General features: G+C 58.9%; 16 protein-coding genes. 6 read left to right on the plus strand and 10 right to left on the minus strand.

Annotated elements, in window-relative coordinates; genetic code table 11:
* Positions 1-108: 108 nt before the first annotated feature.
* Positions 109-444, minus strand: a complete 336-nt coding sequence (locus KGA98_RS25015; protein ID WP_090457447.1) for a ribbon-helix-helix domain-containing protein — start codon at positions 442-444, stop codon at positions 109-111.
* 513 nt (positions 445-957) lie between these two features.
* Here KGA98_RS25015 and KGA98_RS28590 point away from each other — a divergent pair.
* Positions 958-1,560, plus strand: coding sequence for a cold-shock protein (locus KGA98_RS28590; RefSeq protein WP_317849046.1), 603 nt, complete (start codon positions 958-960; stop codon positions 1,558-1,560).
* 64 nt (positions 1,561-1,624) lie between these two features.
* Here the strand turns inward: KGA98_RS28590 and KGA98_RS25025 are convergent, their stop codons facing one another.
* Both KGA98_RS25025 and KGA98_RS25030 read right to left on the minus strand, forming a co-directional pair.
* Positions 1,625-1,831, minus strand: coding sequence for a SlyX family protein (locus tag KGA98_RS25025; RefSeq protein ID WP_008052459.1), 207 nt, complete (start codon positions 1,829-1,831; stop codon positions 1,625-1,627).
* Positions 1,832-1,834: 3 nt separating this feature from the next.
* Complete coding sequence (locus KGA98_RS25030) at positions 1,835-2,260, minus strand: HIT domain-containing protein (RefSeq protein ID WP_223504300.1); 426 nt, start codon at positions 2,258-2,260, stop codon at positions 1,835-1,837.
* A 908-nt stretch (positions 2,261-3,168) separates the two neighbouring features.
* Between KGA98_RS25030 and KGA98_RS25035 the strand changes: the two genes are divergently transcribed.
* Entirely contained in the window at positions 3,169-4,515 is a 1,347-nt protein-coding gene (locus KGA98_RS25035) for an OprD family porin (RefSeq protein ID WP_150813304.1), read from the plus strand.
* A 144-nt stretch (positions 4,516-4,659) separates the two neighbouring features.
* Here the strand turns inward: KGA98_RS25035 and KGA98_RS25040 are convergent, their stop codons facing one another.
* Both KGA98_RS25040 and KGA98_RS25045 read right to left on the minus strand, forming a co-directional pair.
* On the minus strand, positions 4,660-5,502 hold the full coding sequence (locus KGA98_RS25040) for a mechanosensitive ion channel family protein (protein ID WP_154909418.1): 843 nt from the start codon (positions 5,500-5,502) through the stop codon (positions 4,660-4,662).
* A 136-nt stretch (positions 5,503-5,638) separates the two neighbouring features.
* Positions 5,639-6,124 (minus strand): YajQ family cyclic di-GMP-binding protein, encoded by a 486-nt coding sequence (locus KGA98_RS25045; RefSeq protein WP_007990750.1) that lies wholly within the window; start codon positions 6,122-6,124, stop codon positions 5,639-5,641.
* A gap of 135 nt (positions 6,125-6,259) precedes the next feature.
* Between KGA98_RS25045 and KGA98_RS25050 the strand changes: the two genes are divergently transcribed.
* From KGA98_RS25050 to KGA98_RS25060, 3 genes are read left to right on the plus strand one after another with little or no spacing between them, the layout of a single operon-like run.
* A complete protein-coding gene (locus KGA98_RS25050; RefSeq protein WP_223504279.1) occupies positions 6,260-7,177 on the plus strand; it encodes a putative 2-dehydropantoate 2-reductase in 918 nt (305 codons plus the stop codon).
* A gap of 45 nt (positions 7,178-7,222) precedes the next feature.
* Entirely contained in the window at positions 7,223-9,259 is a 2,037-nt protein-coding gene (locus KGA98_RS25055) for a sensor histidine kinase (RefSeq protein ID WP_218494504.1), read from the plus strand.
* A 2-nt stretch (positions 9,260-9,261) separates the two neighbouring features.
* Positions 9,262-9,843 (plus strand): cob(I)yrinic acid a,c-diamide adenosyltransferase, encoded by a 582-nt coding sequence (locus tag KGA98_RS25060; protein WP_223504282.1) that lies wholly within the window; start codon positions 9,262-9,264, stop codon positions 9,841-9,843.
* A 135-nt stretch (positions 9,844-9,978) separates the two neighbouring features.
* Here the strand turns inward: KGA98_RS25060 and KGA98_RS25065 are convergent, their stop codons facing one another.
* From KGA98_RS25065 to secA, 4 genes are all read right to left on the minus strand, one after another.
* Complete coding sequence (locus KGA98_RS25065; RefSeq protein WP_223504284.1) at positions 9,979-10,923, minus strand: Nudix family hydrolase; 945 nt, start codon at positions 10,921-10,923, stop codon at positions 9,979-9,981.
* Complete coding sequence (locus tag KGA98_RS25070) at positions 10,920-11,552, minus strand: glutathione S-transferase family protein (protein WP_223504287.1); 633 nt, start codon at positions 11,550-11,552, stop codon at positions 10,920-10,922. The genes KGA98_RS25065 and KGA98_RS25070 overlap by 4 nt, the downstream gene beginning before the upstream one ends.
* A gap of 179 nt (positions 11,553-11,731) precedes the next feature.
* Entirely contained in the window at positions 11,732-12,949 is a 1,218-nt protein-coding gene (argJ, locus tag KGA98_RS25075; protein WP_056726069.1) for a bifunctional glutamate N-acetyltransferase/amino-acid acetyltransferase ArgJ, read from the minus strand.
* A gap of 120 nt (positions 12,950-13,069) precedes the next feature.
* Positions 13,070-15,805: a preprotein translocase subunit SecA gene (secA, locus tag KGA98_RS25080; protein ID WP_057713507.1), complete on the minus strand. Its 2,736-nt coding sequence runs from the start codon at positions 15,803-15,805 to the stop codon at positions 13,070-13,072.
* Between the two features lie 307 nt (positions 15,806-16,112).
* On the opposite strand from secA, the gene KGA98_RS25085 reads away from it, so the two are divergent.
* Positions 16,113-16,568 (plus strand): DUF721 domain-containing protein, encoded by a 456-nt coding sequence (locus tag KGA98_RS25085; protein WP_154860429.1) that lies wholly within the window; start codon positions 16,113-16,115, stop codon positions 16,566-16,568.
* A gap of 121 nt (positions 16,569-16,689) precedes the next feature.
* Here KGA98_RS25085 and KGA98_RS25090 read toward each other — a convergent pair whose 3' ends face one another.
* The gene (locus KGA98_RS25090; protein WP_223504290.1) at positions 16,690-18,168 is read right to left on the minus strand and encodes a helicase HerA-like domain-containing protein; all 1,479 of its coding nucleotides are present in this window, start codon (positions 18,166-18,168) and stop codon (positions 16,690-16,692) included.
* Positions 18,169-18,216 lie beyond the last annotated feature (48 nt).

An 18,216-nucleotide genomic window follows, 5' to 3' on the forward strand; every position in this document is an offset into this window, starting at 1 on the left:
CCGCGAACGCAGGGTTTTGCGGCAAAGAGCGGGATTATATCCATTAAATGCGGCCTGTGCAGCCGTAAGACTGCACGGACCGACACTCTGCTGTTTTCGCCACCCAGACTAGGCCGTTGCGATGCAACCCCCTTCCTTGAGACTGTGCACGACACAAACAACCCGCACCAATCCACTGAAGTTCCTTACCCCGCCGTGACGCAAGTGAACTTCGCGATCCACATGAGACAACAGGTTGTTGACCGAGCAACCATTGACCCGGGCCATCTCCCCCAAAATATCCCAATAAACCTGCTCGAGCCGCAAACAGGTGGCGAAGCCATTCAATCGCACGGAGCGGGACAAGGGCTGGGCCAGCCCCATATCGAACTCGCGAACAAACGGATCAACCTTTACATCCTTGTGCGAACCGTATCGCCCCTCTTCCTGCCTTTCATAAACCATAACGCTGACACTCCTTTGCCATCCTGGTTTCTTTAAGTGCAACTGTCTGTCGACTTATAAAAACGCAGGTGCAAAGGTCTTTTCCAGCCGACTTTATGACCCTCGACGTAGGATAAGCCAACAACGCTTGGCAGACCCTGGAGAGCGTCCTACTCCGGACATTTTCCCACGCAGCGAAGCGATACCCCCTTCAGAAACACCTAATGGAATGGCGTAGGAAAGAAGAGCGCGAACAGCACTTCAAGGCGCCTGACAAAACCCGCCGTTGTGCCGCAGCCCCGGAACTTCGGGCAACCCGTGGCAAATCCTCCCCCAAAAGTGCCGCCGGACGCGCTGATTTGAGTAGCCTGCGGCTTTGCTGTTAAATAGACAGCGTGTCGCCAGCGCCCATTTTTACCGGGCTCGGCGCATAGGCTGATACCGGGTACGTGTCCAACGCCTCTTTATTATCTTGAAGCGAACCGTGCGCCATCAGCTCTTCCTTGTGAGCTGTCTTAACGTGAGTTAATCAAAATGTTGAAAATCGTCCATCTGTTGATAGGCGCAGCGGCCTTGCTGCTGTCCTTCATCCCTAGCCTGCAATCCGAAGCCTTACCTTACCTGCAACAACCCGACGCGCTGTACCTGGCCTTTTTCGGTCTGCTCAACCTCACACTTGCGCCTGTCATCCCTTACTGGAACAAAGGCCCGCGTCACCAACTGCAAAACCTGGTCAGCGCCCTGCTGGTTCTGAGCGTGGTCCTGCAGACCCTGACGCTGATCGCACCGATGCCCGTCATCGCCGGTCAACCCGCCGTACTGTTCAGCCTGGTCGCTGCCCTGATCGCCGTTACCCTGCACCTGGGCATCAGCTTCTACAAGTCGTCACCAGCCGCCACCTCGCCAAACTACGACATGAGCAACCGCGATACCGGCACCGTCAAGTGGTTCAACACATCCAAAGGCTTCGGCTTTATCTCCCGCGACTCCGGTGACGATATCTTCGTCCACTTCCGAGCCATTCGCGGCGAAGGCCACCGTGTCCTGGTCGAAGGCCAGCGCGTGGAGTTCTCCGTCATGAATCGTGACAAGGGCCTGCAAGCCGAAGATGTGATCGCCGCACTGCCGCGCCGCTGATTCAAGGCTAAAAAAAACCGCGCACAGCCGAGCTGTCCGCGGTTTTTTCACGCCTGCGACACTCTTAATAGTGCGGCGGCGGCGCCTCTTCTTCGAATGACTCGAACTGCCCGACCATTTCCTCCTGCCGCTTGAGCAGCGCAGCCATTTGCAGCTGCAGGCGCTCGACCACCCGCTGCTGCGCCACCAGCACATCGTTCAACGCCTGGATGGTGTCATCCTGAAACGCCAGACGGCTTTCAAGCTCGGTAACGCGCTCTTCCAGGCTCATGCTTCAGCCCTCCAGAAACGTAAATTCATCGGTCAAAATCAAGCGCAAACGTTCGCGAATCGCGGCGATCTGCTCCGAACTGTAGGGTTTCGCCGGATGTTTACCCCAAACCGGCGCTGGCCAGGCGGCATCTTCGCGCTTGCGCACTATCACATGCATGTGCAACTGACTCACGACATTGCCCAGCGCCGCCACATTCAACTTGTCCGCATCGAACGCGTCCTTGAGCACTTGCGACAGCACTGTTGTTTCCTGCCAAAGCTGTTGCTGCTCTACGACATCCAACTGAAATATCTCGCTGATAGCCTCGCGACGAGGTACCAGGATGAACCAGGGATAGTTCGAATCGTTGGACAGCAGCAACCGGCAGAGCGGAAAGTCCCCGATCGGTAACGTGTCTTGTTGAAGTCGTGGATCTAAAGTGAACACTGCGCGTACTCCCGCCGGGCCATCATTTTTCAGCTTAGCGCCCATCCAGAGGGACAGCGCACCAAGCGACCGGACGGCAGCATACCTGCGAACGGCGCAGGCTTCACGGCGAACCTTGCATCGAAGCCACGAGCGCCAGTGGAAAGCTGACAGCCGCCCCCGAATGGGACAATTTTCGCTGCCGCGCACCTTTACAGAACCGAACGACAGGCAACAAACGCCGAAATGACTGATCAACAAGGAAAAGTTCGCTTCAGGCAAGCGGCCGACAGAGATGAATTCAGTACAGGGCTAAAATTTTTTGCACCAAAACCGCACAGTGGGTCTACGCTGAACGCTTCGACATCCGCCATTTACTCAGTGGTGGGGTGAACCGGTAACATTTTTGGTTGCCAGACTGTCGACCAGAAGGCCGCAACATGATGTCAGGCAAGGCGTCAAGCCCAAACCAAAAGCGCTTGAACCCCCCGGTTTTATGAGGTTTTTACAGCACCTGGCAGCCAACAAGAAAAAAATCGAAAAAAAGACGATTTTGTGCACGCTTGTTGCATTCATACCCAACATCGCCCGAGTCGCACCCGCTGGAAGCGGAGGCCCTCAGGCAAAAAAAACAGTGGCAAGGTAGCCCGATGGAGATTCAAACGTTTCACCAGGACTCTTTTTACCGACGACAAGGCGCAAAAAACAGCATTAAAGTTGTCCGCCCGGTTGCGTCGGAGCTGGAAATTTGCGACATCTACCACGCTGTTTGCGACAGGGTCGTAAAGAAGGCGAAAGGTTAGATGCGCAAGTATCGCCAACATTGTCGGCGTGATATAAGTTTGCGCCGACACAAAAAGAAAGAGCCGCCCAGATAATAAAACAGGTGGGACGGCAGTACTCTTCTAAAACCAAAGGAGCAAATCACGATGCGCGTGATGAAGTGGAGCATGATCGCACTGGCAGTTGCAGCAGCAGCCAGTACCCAATTGGCTACGGCCGCCCCTTTCGTAAGTGACCAGGCTGAAGCCAAAGGTTTTGTTGAAGACAGCACGCTGAACTTGCTGGTTCGCAACTACTACTTCAACCGTGATAACAAAGACGGTGGCCGTGACCAGAAAGACTGGACCCAGGGCATCTGGGCTAACTACAGCTCCGGTTACACCCAAGGCCTGATCGGTGTCGGCGTTGATGCGTACGGTTACCTGGCAATCAAGCTGGACGGTGGTGACGGCACTAGCGGTACCGGCAACATGAGCCGTAGCGACACCGTTAACGCCAACGGTTCTCGCGATGTCAACGACAGCCAGGGTAAAGCCGGTGGCGCCGTTAAATTCCGCGTTTCCAAAACCGAGCTGAAAGTCGGCGACATGCAGCCAAGCACTTCCCCAGTGTTCGCTGTGGGCGGCTCCCGTATCCTGCCGCAAACTGCCAGCGGTATCCAACTGCAGAGCAGCGAGATCAAAGACCTTGACCTCGAGGCCGGTCACTTCTACTCGGGTAGCAGCCAGGACAAAAACGCCCGTGACGGCGACCTGTTTGCAACCTACGCCGGCGTTTCCGCCAACAAGATCGACTACTTCGGCGGCAAGTACGGTTTCACCGACAACCTGAGCGCATCGCTGTACGGCGCCAAGCTGGAAGACATCTGGAACCAGTACTACGCCAACCTGAACTACACCATCCCGTTCACCGACACCGAGTCGCTGAACCTGGACGGTAACATCTACAACACCAAAGACACTGGCGATGCCAAAGTCGGCGATATCAGCAACACCACGTTCTCCCTGGCGGCTGCTTTCTCGTTCCTGAAAGCACACACCATTACCCTGGGCTTCCAGAAGGTCAACGGTGACACTCCGTTCGACTACATCGGTATTGGCAAGAACAACCGTGGCGGCGACTCGATCTTCCTCGCCAACTCCATCCAGTACTCTGACTTCAACGCTCCGAACGAGAAGTCTGCCCAGGTTCGTTACGACCTGAAAATGGCCGAGTACGGCGTTCCAGGTCTGAGCTTCATGACCCGTTACGTTAAAGGTTGGGACATCGACGGTACCAACACTCCAGCCAACAGCGCTTACGCTGGTCTGTACGGTGCAGATGGCAAGCACAACGAAACCAACTTCGAAGCCAAGTACGTTGTTCAGTCTGGCCCGGCAAAAGACCTGTCCTTCCGTATTCGTCAAGCATGGCACTTCGCTAACGCTGACGAAGGTGAAGGCGACGTGAAAGAGTTCCGTTTCATCGTCGACTACCCGCTGTCGGTTTTGTAATCGCATCCAGTTAGTTTGCGGTAACAAAACAAAAGGCCCATCTTCGGATGGGCCTTTTTTGTTGGCTGTCGCCTGACTGCTTTAACGACCTGCCCCTTACAGAACATGCCTGACCAAAGAGTCAGACAATGTTCAAATGACCTGTTACTGCACCGCAGACTCCTGAACCACACGAATAACCCGCTGTGGAAACGGAATATCGATGCCGGCCTCTCTCAGGCGATCACGGGATAGTTCGTTGAACATGAACAACACATCCCAGTAATCGGCAGTCTTTACCCAGACACGAAGCGAAAGCGTGATCGAACTGTCACCCAAGGTAGAAACAACTGCCTGTGGTTCCGGATCTGTCAATACTCGCGGGTCCCTGGCCAATTCCAGTAAAACTTCACGGGCTTTCTGAAGGTCCGCTTCGTAATCAACGCCTACATCAAACACGACTTTACGAGTCGGCTGACGGTTTGTGTTAGTGATGATGCCATTCGACAGATTGCCGTTCGGCACGATGATGGTCTTGTTGTCACCAGTACGCAGTACGGTATGGAAAATCTGGATGCTGTCGACAGTACCGGCGATACCCTGAGCCTCGATCCAGTCGCCGATGCGAAACGGACGGAACAGCAAAATCAGCACGCCACCGGCGAAGTTCGCCAGGCTGCCCTGCAAGGCCAGGCCAATGGCCAGGCCTGCCGCACCAATCGCCGCCACAAACGAAGTGGTTTCCACACCGATCATCGAAGCCACGCTGACGATCAGCAGGATCTTGAGGATGATGTTCGCCAGGCTGCTGATAAAGCCTTGCAGCGCCAGGTCGGCATTACGTAATGCAATCAGGCCGCCGAGCTTTTTCGTGACCTTGTTGATCAGCCACCAGCCGATGGCCAGGGTGATGACCGCCAGCAGTACACGGCTGCCGTATTCCATGATCATCGGGATCCAGCTTTGGGATACCTTGACCAGATTGTCTACCTCGGCATTTAAGTCCATCTACATTCTCCTGTTTTCCGGCTACCCGGCATGCGTAAAAAAGCGGCAGAAAGATCTAACCGCGACGGGCTCAATCGTTTCTGCCGTTGCTGGGGTCTGCGACGTCGCAAACGCCAAGAGGTTCCCGCTTTCAAGGTCAGTCGCGGAAGTTGTTGAACTGCAGCGGCATACCGAATTCCTTGGCCCGCAGCACTGCAATGGCTTCTTGCAGGTCATCACGCTTTTTGCCGGTGATGCGAACCTGCTCGCCCTGAATGGCCGCCTGGACCTTGAGCTTGGCGTCTTTGACATGGGCGACGATTTTCTTCGCCAGCTCCTTGTCGATGCCTTCCTTGAGGACGGCGTCCTGCTTCATCAGCTTGCCCGACGCGAACGCGTCCTTGACTTCAAGGCACTGCACGTCGATTTTGCGCTTGACCAGCGCCAGCTTGAGGATCTCAATCATCGCTTCGAGCTGGAAATCCGCTTCGGCGGTCAGGTTGACGGTCAGGTCTTTTTCCTTGAACTCGAAGCTGCCTTTGCCTTTCAGGTCATAACGACGATCGAGTTCCTTGACGGCGTTCTCGACCGCGTTGGTGACTTCGTGTTTGTCCAGTTCGGATACCACGTCGAACGACGGCATGTAATCTCTCCAAATTTAAAGGCGCACTGATGGAGCACGCCTGGCTTGCGGTTAAAATCCGCGCTGATTATAACGGGTCTTTCCCATCATTCACTGCGAGCTGCCGATGCACGCCTTAAACAGAGCAAAAAGCTGATGTCCACCACCTGGCATGTACTGGGCGCTGGCAGCCTCGGCACATTATGGACGACACGTCTGGCACGGGCTGGAATGCCGGTCAGGCTGATCCTGCGGGACACCGCGAGACTGCAGGCCTATGAGGCGGCCGGTGGATTGACACTGGTGGAACACGGCGAGGCGCAACACTATGCCGTGCCCGCCGAGACAGCCGACAACCCGCAACCGATCCACCGCCTGCTGGTGGCGTGCAAAGCCTACGATACCGAAAGTGCGGTGGCTCGATTGGCGCCACGCCTGGCCCCAGGCGCCGAACTGATCCTGCTGCAAAATGGCCTGGGCAGTCAGGACGCGGTAGCCGCACAGGTTCCTCAGGCTCGCTGCATCTATGCCTCGAGCACAGAAGGTGCCTTCCGCGATGGCGATTGGCGCGTGGTGTTTGCCGGGCATGGCTTCACCTGGCTGGGAGATGCGAGCCATCCGGTGGCGCCGATCTGGCTCGATGACCTGAGCGCTGCCGGCATTCCCCACGAGTGGAGCACGGAGATTCTGACCAGGCTGTGGCGCAAACTCGCCCTCAACTGTGCGATCAATCCGCTGACGGTGCTGCACGATTGCCGCAACGGCGGTTTGCAGCAACATCAATGTGAGGTCGCCACCCTGTGCGGCGAACTGGCGGAGTTGCTTGAGCGTTGTGGTCAGCCGGCAGCCGCCGAAAACCTGCAGCAGGAAGTCGAACGAGTGATTCACGCCACCGCAGCCAACTACTCCTCGATGCATCAGGACGTCACAAGCCAGCGTCGCACGGAAATCAGCTACCTGCTCGGTTACGCCTGCAAAGTGGCCGGGCGTCATCAACTGAACCTGCCTCACCTCAATCAACTTGAGGCAAGGTTGATCGCTCGCCTGCAAAGCCTTGGATTGCCCAGCGACTGAGCAGCGGCTACGCTGGCCACTTGTTCCTTGTCTGCGATGAATCCGATGCCATTGCGCCAGCGCCTTGAAAACCTGCCCGTCGGCCAGAAACTGCTGGCCGCCCTGCTGGTACTGATGGTCACCGTCCTGCTGGTTGCCAACCTGACCTTTATCAGTGCCGCCTACTACATCTCCCAGGAAAGCATGGCGCCCCAGGCTCTGCAGACCATCGGCCGCCTGATATCCAACCCGAGCCTGGCCTCCGAAGCCCTGGCGTCACCGCAAAGCGCCGAGCGCCTGCTCAATGAACTCAACAGCTATTCGCCGTTGCGCGCGGCGGCCCTGTATGACGGAAAGGGTGAGCGATTGGCGCAATTGCAGCATGGCGACAACCTGGAACTGCCGAAGCGTTTCCGGCATATCGAAGACTGGCAGGCCACCGAGTTTCGTACCAACCAGGTCATCCCCCTGGCCCGCACCGGTGCGGCACCAGGGCACCTGCTGTTGGTGGCCACGAGCGAACTGCCAGTGGCGTTCTACACCGGGACCCTGACGGCCAGCCTGGGGATTCTGATCTTCAGCGTGCTGCTGTGGCTGATCATTGCCCGCCAGATCAAGCGCTTGATTACCCGGCCGATCCACCAACTCGAGGAGTTGTCCCGGCAGGTAACCCGCGAAGAAAACTATGCACTGCGTGCTTCGCGCGGAAACCACGATGAAATCGGCAGCCTCGCCGAGGCGTTCAATACCATGCTTTCGCGGATCGAGGCCAGGGAGCAGCAACTCAAGCGGGCCAGGGACGACTCCCAGGCAGCCTACGACCAGGCCCAGGGTCTGGCAGAGGAAACCCGCCATACCAACCGCAAACTGGAGCTCGAAGTCCAGGTGCGCAGCAAGATCGAGAAAAAGCTCACCGGTTTCCAGAACTACCTCAACAGCATCATCGACTCCATGCCGTCGGCGCTGATCGCACTCGACGAACAGCTCTACGTGACGCAATGGAACCAGGAGGCCAGTGCCCTGTCCGGCACGCGTCTCGATGAAGCCCTGAACCAGCCTATCTTCCTCGCCTTCGAACCGCTCAAGCCGTTCTTGCCGCAACTCAAGGAAACGGTCGAACAGCATACGGTGGCCAAGATCGAACGTGTCACCTGGCTCAAGGACGATGAGCCCCGCCACTACGCCCTGACTTTCTACCCGCTGATGGGCGGTGCCGGGCGTGGCGTGGTAATCCGGATCGATGACATCACCCAGCGCCTGTCTCTGGAAGAGATGATGGTGCAGTCGGAGAAAATGCTTTCGGTGGGTGGTCTGGCCGCCGGCATGGCCCACGAGATCAACAACCCGCTGGGCGCGATCCTGCACAACGTGCAAAACATTCGCCGGCGCCTGTCACCCGATTTGCCGAAGAACCTCGAAGTGGCTGAACAGGCCGGCATCGAACTGACGACGGTCAACCAGTACCTGCAAGTTCGCGAGGTGCCACAGTTGCTCGACGGCATCCAGCAGGCAGGTGCCCGGGCGGCGAAAATCGTCACCCACATGCTCAGCTTCAGTCGTCGCAGCACCCGCCAGATGGCCCCTTGCGACCTGCCCGCCCTGATCGACCAGGCGGTGGAGATCGCCGGTAACGATTTCGACCTGGCGATCGGCTTCGACTTCAAGGGCCAGGCCATCATTCGTCAGTTCGATCCCGCACTGGGACCGGTCCCCGGCACCGCCAACGAACTGGAGCAAGTGCTGCTCAACCTGTTGAAAAACGCTGCGCAAGCCATCCACCAGCGCGAAGATGACAGCGAGCCTGGACGGATCATTCTGCGCACCAGGCTCAATCCGCCATGGGCGGAAATTCAGGTCGAGGACAACGGCATCGGCATGAGCGAAAGCGTGCGCAAACGGACCTTCGAACCATTCTTCACCACCAAGGAAATCGGCCAGGGCACCGGGCTTGGCCTGTCGGTGTCGTACTTCATCGTCACCAATAACCACAAAGGGCAGATGGAAGTGCAATCGACGCTTGGCCAAGGCACCTGCTTCACCTTGCGCCTGCCCCTGGCGAGCACGCCGCCTGTCTCGCAACAACTCAATCTGCTATCGAGGTAACCATGGGCTTTCGTTTGTCGAAGATTTACACCCGCACTGGCGACAAAGGCGAGACCGGGCTGGGCGATGGTCGTCGCGTGCCCAAGGATCACCCGCGGATCGAGGCCATTGGCGAAGTCGATACGCTGAACAGTCAGGTGGGCGTGTTGCTGGCCGGGTTGGCAGCGCAAACGGGTCAGTTTCCGGACTTGAACGAAGTGATCGAGGTATTGGCCCCCTGCCAGCATCGGTTATTTGATCTGGGTGGCGAACTGGCGATGCCGGTGTATCAGGCGTTGAATGCAGCGGAAATCGAACGACTGGAAGCGGCGATCGATCTGTGGAATGAAGAGCTGGGGCCGCTGAAAAACTTCATCTTGCCCGGCGGCTCGATGCTGATTGCCCAGGCCCATGTCTGCCGCAGCCTGGCACGCAGCGCAGAACGGCGATGTCAGCAGCTCAACGCGATTGAACCGTTGGCCGGGGTTGGCCTGGCGTACATCAATCGGTTGTCGGATTTGTTGTTTGTGGTGGCGCGGTTGATTGCCAAGCGTCAAGGAGTGGCGGAGATACTTTGGCAGCCTGCGGCGAAACCTGAGGTTTAATCGGCGCCTGTCAGGGCCCCTTCGCGGGCAAGCCCGCTCCCACAGTGTTCAAGGTGAAACACAGATTGTGTGAACACCAACAATCCCTGTGGGAGCGGGCTTGCCCGCGAAGGGGCCAGTAGGCTCGCTAGAGAATTAACTTTCAGGCCAAAACGCCCGAATCCCCGCCACACCCTGCGCACCCGTCGCCCAGGCTTTCTCGACTTCAGCCGGGCCGACCCCGCCAAGCAGGAACACCGGCTTGCTGAAGCCCTCGATCAGGCTCGATGCCTGCTCCCAACCCAACGGCTCGGCGCCAGGGTGAGTCAGGGTCGGTTGAACCGGCGACAGGGTCACGAAATCCACCCCCATCTGTTCGGCCAGCGCCAACTCTTCAGCGTTATGGCAAGACGCCGCCAGCCAGCGCGATGCCGGTAGCGGTCGGCCAGCCGCTGCGTATTTGCGCAGTTGCGCGGCGGTAATGTGCCAACCGGCGGACGGGAAGTCGCCCAGCCATTCGAACGGCCCCTTGATCATCAATTGCGCCTTGCCAGCACACAACCCCACAGCATCCACTGCCAGGTCGCGGTATTTCGGGTCGTAGCCGTTCGGTGCACGCAACTGGATCAGCTTGACGCCGCCGGCAATGGCCTTCTGAATACCACGCAGCAACGCGGGGGGTTCCAGGTCTTCCGGGGTGATCAAGTACTGCTCGGGTAACCGTGCGGCCGCGACGATCGGCCGGTTGGCTTCAGGGAACTCATAATCCGACAGGTCGCGGGGTGTCACCCAGGCCAGCGGCTGTCCCTCGGCACCGTGGGGCTCGCCGCTAAACGCCGAGACTTCCCAGACATCCAGCAACACCTGCTTGTCCGGGTAATCGTGCCGGACCTTGATCAGCGGGCGCGCCGCGCCGACCACGATGCCCAGTTCCTCATGGAGTTCGCGGGCCAGTGCGGTTTCGACCGACTCGTCGGCCTCGACCTTGCCCCCGGGAAACTCCCACAGGCCACCTTGGTGCTGGGTATCGGCACGGCGGGCGATAAGGATCTTGCCGTTGTTATCACGGATAACGGCGGCGGCTACATGAACTCGTTTCACCGCTCGATTTCCTCCAGTCCGGCCTTCTGCCAGGCCTTGAACGCTGGCCATTGGTAGAGGGTTTCAACATAGGCTTCGTCAGCCGCGGACAGTTTCACCCGATAGGTGCGCAGGCGCACGGCGATGGGTGCAAAGAACGCGTCGGCCAACGTGATGCGGCCAAACAAGTACGGACCGCTCTCGGTCGCAGCGACACGACACTCGGCCCACAACGCTGACATGCGCTCGATGTCCGCCTGGACATCGGCCGGGACCGGCGACAGCGCTGCGTCATGGCTCAGGTCGAACGGCATGTTGCCGCGCATAGCGAAAAAGCCACTGTGCATCTGCGCGCACGCCGAACGCGCCTGGGCACGGGCGGCAGTGTCTTTGGGCCACAGGTTCGCGTCGGGAAACTGTTCTGCCAGGTATTCGGCAATCGCCAGGGAGTCGGCGATGGTGCCGTGTTCGGTTTTCAGCAGCGGGACCTTGCCGGTCGGCGAATGCTTGAGCAGACGCTCACGGGTGTCCGGCTGATTCAGCTTGATCAGTTCTTCGGTGTAGGAGGCGCCGGTCAGATCGAGAGCCAGGGCGCCGCGCAGGGACCAGGAAGAAAGCAGTTTGTCGCCGATGATCAGGTGCAGGCTCATGTTCGGGGTGCCTTCTCGTCAGGGTAACAAGCAAGAATATCCAGCGTCTGGTCGTCAGCCTTCGCGAGCAAGCCCGCTCCCACAGTTGATCGGGCAGTACTCACATTTTGTGTTCACTGAAGATCTCCTGTGGGAGCGGGCTTGCTCGCGAATGGGACGACTCGGTCTTTAACCGTGTATCAAGTACGGTACTCGGCGTTGATCTTCACGTACTCGTGGGACAGATCGGTAGTCCAGATGGTTTCACTGCAATCGCCACGACCCAACTCGATACGGATGGTGATTTCTTCCTGCTGCATCACCGCCGCGCCCTGGGCTTCGGTGTAGGTCGCCGCGCGCGCGCCACGGCTGGCGATGCACACGTCGCCGAGGAACACGTCGATCTTGCTCACGTCCAGGTTCGGTACACCGGCACGGCCGACGGCCGCCAGGATGCGGCCCCAGTTCGGGTCCGAAGCAAACAGCGCGGTCTTGATCAGCGGCGAGTGGGCCACGGTGTAACCGACGTCCAGGCACTCCTGGTGATTGCCGCCGCCGTTGACTTCAACGGTGACGAATTTGGTCGCGCCTTCACCGTCGCGAACGATGGCCTGGGCTACGTCCATGCACACTTCGAACACCGCTTGCTTGAGCTTGGCAAACAGTTCGCCTTCGGCGCGGGTGATTTCCGGCAGCGCAGCCTGACCGGTGGCGATCAGCATGCAGCAGTCGTTGGTCGAGGTATCACCATCGATGGTGATGCGGTTGAACGACTTGTTGGCGCCATCGAGCATCAGGTTTTGCAGCACATCGCGGGAGACTTTGGCGTCGGTGGCGATGTAGCCGAGCATGGTCGCCATGTTCGGGCGAATCATGCCGGCGCCTTTGCTGATGCCGGTAACGGTGATGGTCACACCGTCGTGCTGGAACTGACGACTGGCGCCCTTTGGCAGGGTGTCGGTGGTCATGATGCCGGTGGCGGCAGCTTCCCAGTTGTGGATCGACAGGTCATCGAGGGCCGCTTGCAGCGCGCCTTCGATTTTCTCGACCGGCAGCGGCTCGCCGATCACACCAGTGGAATACGGCAGCACTTGGCTGGCATCGACACCGGTCAACTCGGCCAGTTTCGCGCAAGTGCGCTCGGCGGCGGCCAGGCCAGGTTCGCCCGTGCCGGCGTTGGCATTGCCGGTGTTGGTCAACAGATAACGCACAGGGCCTTGTACGCGTTGCTTGGCCAGGATCACCGGTGCGGCGCAAAAGGCGTTCAGGGTGAACACGCCGGCAACCGTGGAGCCCTCAACACAGCGCATGACCACAACATCCTTGCGCCCCGGGCGCTTGATGCCAGCCGAGGCGATACCGAGTTCAAAACCGGCAACCGGGTGCAACGTTGGCAAAGGACCAAGACCAACAGCCATGAATGCGCTCCTTTATAAATGATGTCAGCACCGCTCAAGGGAAACGGTGGTTCGAATGGTAAAACGCCGCGACGGCAGAAGCCGGTCGCGGCGCGGGTATTTCAGCGATTGAAACGGGTTTTACTGAATCTGCCCGTGGCAATGCTTGAACTTCTTGCCCGAACCGCAGTAGCACAACTCGTTGCGACCCAGCTTCTGCTCGTTGCGAACCGGCGCGGCAGCGAGGGCAACGTCAATCTCTTCGCCCAACGCTTCCGGTTGCTCCAGGCCTGGAGCCTCTTCATGCAGGAACTGCATGCGAGCGGCCAATGCCTCGGCTTCCTGACGCAGGCGCTGCTCCTCTTCGATCGGGTCTTCGCGACGAACCTGAACGTGGGACAGCACACGGATCGAATCGCGCTTGATCGAATCCAGCAATTCGGAGAACAGGGTGAAGGACTCGCGCTTGTATTCCTGCTTCGGGTTCTTCTGGGCATAACCACGCAAGTGGATACCGTGACGCAGGTGATCCATGGTCGACAGGTGGTCTTTCCACAGGTCGTCCAGCACGCGCAGAACGATTTGCTTCTCGAAGGTGCGCAGCGCTTCGGCGCCCGCCTGGTCTTCTTTCTCGTTGTACGCCGCGATCAGTTCCTGCATCAGTTTCTCGCGCAGGGTTTCTTCGTACAGGTGGTCGTCTTCGTCGAGCCACTGCTGGATCGGCAGCGCCACACCGAAATCGCTCTGCAACGCGGCTTCCAGACCGGCCACGTCCCACTGCTCAGGCAGCGATTGTGGAGGAATGTGCGCGCTGACGGTGGCTTCGAGCACATCCTGACGGAAGTCAGCGATGGTCTCACCGATGTTGTCGGCGGCCAGCAACGTGTTACGCATGTGATAGATCACTTTACGCTGTTCGTTGTTGACGTCGTCGAACTCGAGCAGTTGCTTGCGAATGTCGAAGTTGCGGCCTTCAACCTTGCGCTGGGCCTTTTCGATAGCGTTGGTCACCATGCGGTGCTCGATCGCTTCGCCAGGCTGCATGCCCAGGGCCTTCATGAAGTTCTTCACCCGGTCAGAGGCGAAGATGCGCATCAGGCTGTCTTCCAGCGACAGGTAGAAACGGCTGGAACCGGCGTCGCCCTGACGACCGGCACGACCACGCAGCTGGTTGTCGATACGGCGCGATTCATGGCGCTCGGAGGCAATCACCTGCAAACCGCCCGATTCGAGCACTTGCTGGTGACGTTTCTGCCAGTCGGCCTTGATCTGGGCAATCTGCTCAGGGGTCGGGTTTTCCAGGGAAGCCACTTCCACTTCCCAGTTACCACCCAACAGGATGTCGGTACCACGACCGGCCATGTTGGTGGCGATGGTCAGCGCGCCCGGACGACCGGCCTGGGCAATGATCTCGGCTTCCTTTTCGTGGAACTTGGCGTTCAGGACCTTGTGTTCGATGCCTTCCTTAACGAGCAGGCTGGACATGTGCTCGGAGGTTTCGATGGTGGCGGTACCGACCAGGACCGGACGGCCCGCGGCCATGCTTTCCTTGATGTCGGCCACGATTGCCGCGTATTTCTCGTCGGCGGTCAGGAACACCAGGTCGTTGTAGTCCTTACGGGCCAGCGGCTTGTTCGGTGGAATCACCATGACCTGCAGGCCATAGATCTGGTGGAACTCGAACGCTTCGGTGTCGGCCGTACCGGTCATGCCGGACAGTTTGTTGTACAGACGGAAGTAGTTCTGGAAGGTGGTCGACGCCAACGTCTGGCTTTCGGCCTGGATGTTCAGGTTTTCCTTGGCTTCGATGGCCTGGTGCAGGCCTTCGGACAAGCGGCGGCCCGGCATGGTACGGCCGGTGTGCTCGTCGACCAGTACGACCTGACCGTCCTGCACGATGTATTCGACGTTGCGATGGAACAGCTTGTGTGCGCGCAGGCCGGCGTAAACGTGAGTCAGCAGGCTCAGGTTGTGGGCCGAGTACAGGCTCTCGCCTTCAGCCAGCAGGCCGATGCGGGTCAGCGTTTCTTCGACGTACTGGTGACCGGCTTCGTTGAGTTCGACCTGACGGGTCTTCTCATCGACGGTGAAGTGACCGGCCTGGGTCACTTCGCCTTCGACTTCTTCAACGTGCAGCTTGAGCTGCGGGATCAGCTTGTTGACCTCGATGTACAGCTTGGAGCTGTCTTCGGCCTGACCGGAGATGATCAGCGGGGTACGGGCTTCGTCGATGAGGATGGAGTCGACTTCGTCGATCACGGCAAAATTGAGTTCGCGCTGGAATTTTTCTTCCATGCTGAACGCCATGTTGTCGCGCAGGTAATCGAAACCGAATTCGTTGTTGGTGCCGTAGGTGATGTCGGCGGCGTAAGCAGCGCGCTTTTCTTCCGGCGGCTGGAACGGCGTGACAACGCCGACCGTCAGGCCGAGGAATTCATACAGCGGGCGCATCCAGTTGGCGTCACGGCGGGCCAGGTAGTCGTTCACCGTCACAACGTGCACGCCGTTGCCGGACAGCGCGTTGAGGTAAACGCCCAGTGTTGCCACCAGGGTCTTGCCTTCACCGGTACGCATTTCCGCGATCATGCCTTCATGCAAGGTCATGCCGCCGATCAGCTGGACATCGAAGTGGCGCATGCCCATGACACGCTTGCCGGCTTCGCGGGCGACCGCAAAGGCTTCTGGCAGCAGTTTGTCGAGGGATTCCCCTTTGGCGATGCGGGCCTTGAACTCGCTTGTCTTGGCACGCAATTGATCGTCCGAAAGGGCCACCATTTGCTCTTCGAAGGCATTGACGAGTTGCACCGTCTTGAGCATGCGTTTGACTTCACGCTCGTTCTTGCTTCCAAAAAGTTTCTTTAACAAAGGCGCAAACATATCGGCAGGATCTTCCACACTAAAGGGATGGAGGGCGGCCCCGTGAGTCGCCCGTGCAGCCCTCATGGCCGCATGCGAACGAGCATTCTACCCGGAAACGATGGAGAGGAAAGTGGCGATATTCCACGATGCTGGCACAGCGCTTTGACGGGGCTCACTTAAAATAAGGGCGTTTTGCTCAACTTCAAGCCGTTCAAGGCAGAAGTTAGTTGTTGATTTAATGGGTAAAGCGCCCATAAAAGCAATGGGCGGGTGCACTCGGTGCTTTCTGCTACCATGGCGCCTCTGTTACTTCAGGTGTCTGATCATGGCATTTCGCCCACTTACGGCCAAAGTACCTGCCGTTCTACTACGCGAAGCCAAGCCGCTGAAGGCCATTCTCGGCCACGCTCAACGCCTGGGTCATCTGCAACGTTTGCTCGAAAGCCAATTGCAACCCGCCGCTCGCGAGCATTGCCACGTGGCTTCCTGGCGCGAAGGCAGTTTGTTGCTGATTGTCACCGACGGTCATTGGGCAACCCGCCTGCGTTACCAGCAAAAGCGTTTGCAGCGGCAATTGCAGATGTTCGATGAGTTCGCCAATCTGACCCGGATCCTGTTCAAAGTTCAACCGCCGACCGTTCAGCAAGGTGCGGCCGGGCATACCATGGACTTGTCCAACGACGCGGCAGCGACCATCCAGGCCACGGCCGATGGGATCAGCGACCCGAATTTGCGGGCAGCGCTGGAGCGACTGGCGGCGCACGCCAAATCCAAATCCTGACACAGAACCCATGTGGGAGCGGGCTTGCTCGCGAAGGCGGTGTGTCAAACAACATAACGTTGACTGACATGCCCCCTTCGCGAGCAAGCCCGCTCCCACAGTTAGATTGTGGTCGCTCAAGCTAGCGGCGTTTTTTGCTGCCTAGCAACGAACCCATCAACCCGCGCACCAACTGTCGGCCAATCTGGTTCGCCGCCTGTTGCATCGCCGATTTCAGTGCCTTCCCTGCCGCGGTGCCGAGGAACTCTCCCGCCTGTTCGGTGAAGCTCGGTTCCTGTTTACCCTGCTCCGCTTCGGGCTCAGGCGCCAGGCCCTTGCGCCCCATCAGCACCTCATAGGCCGAGTCACGGTCAATCGGCTTGTCATAACGCCCTTGCAAAGGTGAACCGGCAATCAACGCCGTGCGCTCGGCGGCGGTCAAAGGCCCGATCCGCGATTGCGGCGGCGCTACCAGCACCCGCTGGACCATCTCCGGCGTGCCTTTTTCCTGCAGGGTGCCGACCAGCGCCTCCCCGATCCCGAGCTCGGTCAGCACCGACAACGCATCAAACCTCGGGTTCGGCCGGAAACCCTCGGCCACCGCGCGCAGGGACTTCTGTTCCTTGGCGGTGAACGCACGCAGACCGTGCTGGATGCGCAAGCCCAACTGCGCCAGCACATCATCCGGCAGGTCTCCCGGCGACTGGGTGACGAAATACACCCCTACGCCTTTCGAACGAATCAGCCTCACGACTTGCTCCAGACGATCACGCAATGCCTGGGGCGTACCGTTGAACAACAAGTGAGCCTCGTCGAAGAACAGCGCCAGCAACGGCTTGTCGGCATCGCCACGCTCCGGCAACTGTTCGAACAGCTCGGCCAGCAGCCACAGCAGGAACGTCGCGTAGACTTTCGGCGCTTCATGCACCAGGCGGCTGGCATCCAGCAAATGAATGCGACCACGCCCGTCCGCCGTGGGCTGGAGGATGTCTTCGAGTTGCAGCGCCGGCTCGCCGAACAAGGCTTCGGCGCCCTGTTGCTCCAGGGTCGCCAGACGTCGCAGCAATGCCTGGCTGGAGCCGGTGGTCATCAATGCCGCATCGTCGCCCAGCAACTGGGGGTTGTCCCGCAGGTGATTGAGCAATGCCTTCAGGTCCTTGAGATCGAGCAACAACAGGCCTTCGCGGTCCGCCACCTTGAACGCGGCGTACAGCGCCGACTGCTGGCTGTCGGTCAGCTCCAGCAGACTGCCCAGCAGCAGCGGCCCCATTTCACTCAAGGTTGTGCGTAAAGGATGACCGGACTGACCGTGTATGTCCCACAACGTCACCGGATAAGCCTGAGGCTTGTGGTTGAGCCAGGGCATCCCGGCAATCCGCTCGGCGATCTTGCCCTGGGGATTGCCGGCGGCGCCGAGACCGCACAGGTCACCCTTGATGTCCGCGGCGAACACCGCCACGCCGGCATCGCTGAAGGCTTCGGCCATTCGTTGCAAAGTGACGGTCTTGCCGGTGCCGGTCGCGCCCGCGATCAATCCGTGGCGGTTCGCCAGGCGCATGGCCTGGGCAATCGGCCGCCCTTCTGGATCGGCGCCGATAACGAGTTGCAATGAGTCAGGCATTTGGTCACCCATGATTAATCTTTGGTCCTACACGGCCGATAGAGATAA

Source organism: Pseudomonas sp. BF-R-24 (genome assembly GCF_019947335.1).
GTDB classification, from domain to species: Bacteria; Pseudomonadota; Gammaproteobacteria; order Pseudomonadales; family Pseudomonadaceae; genus Aquipseudomonas; species Aquipseudomonas jessenii.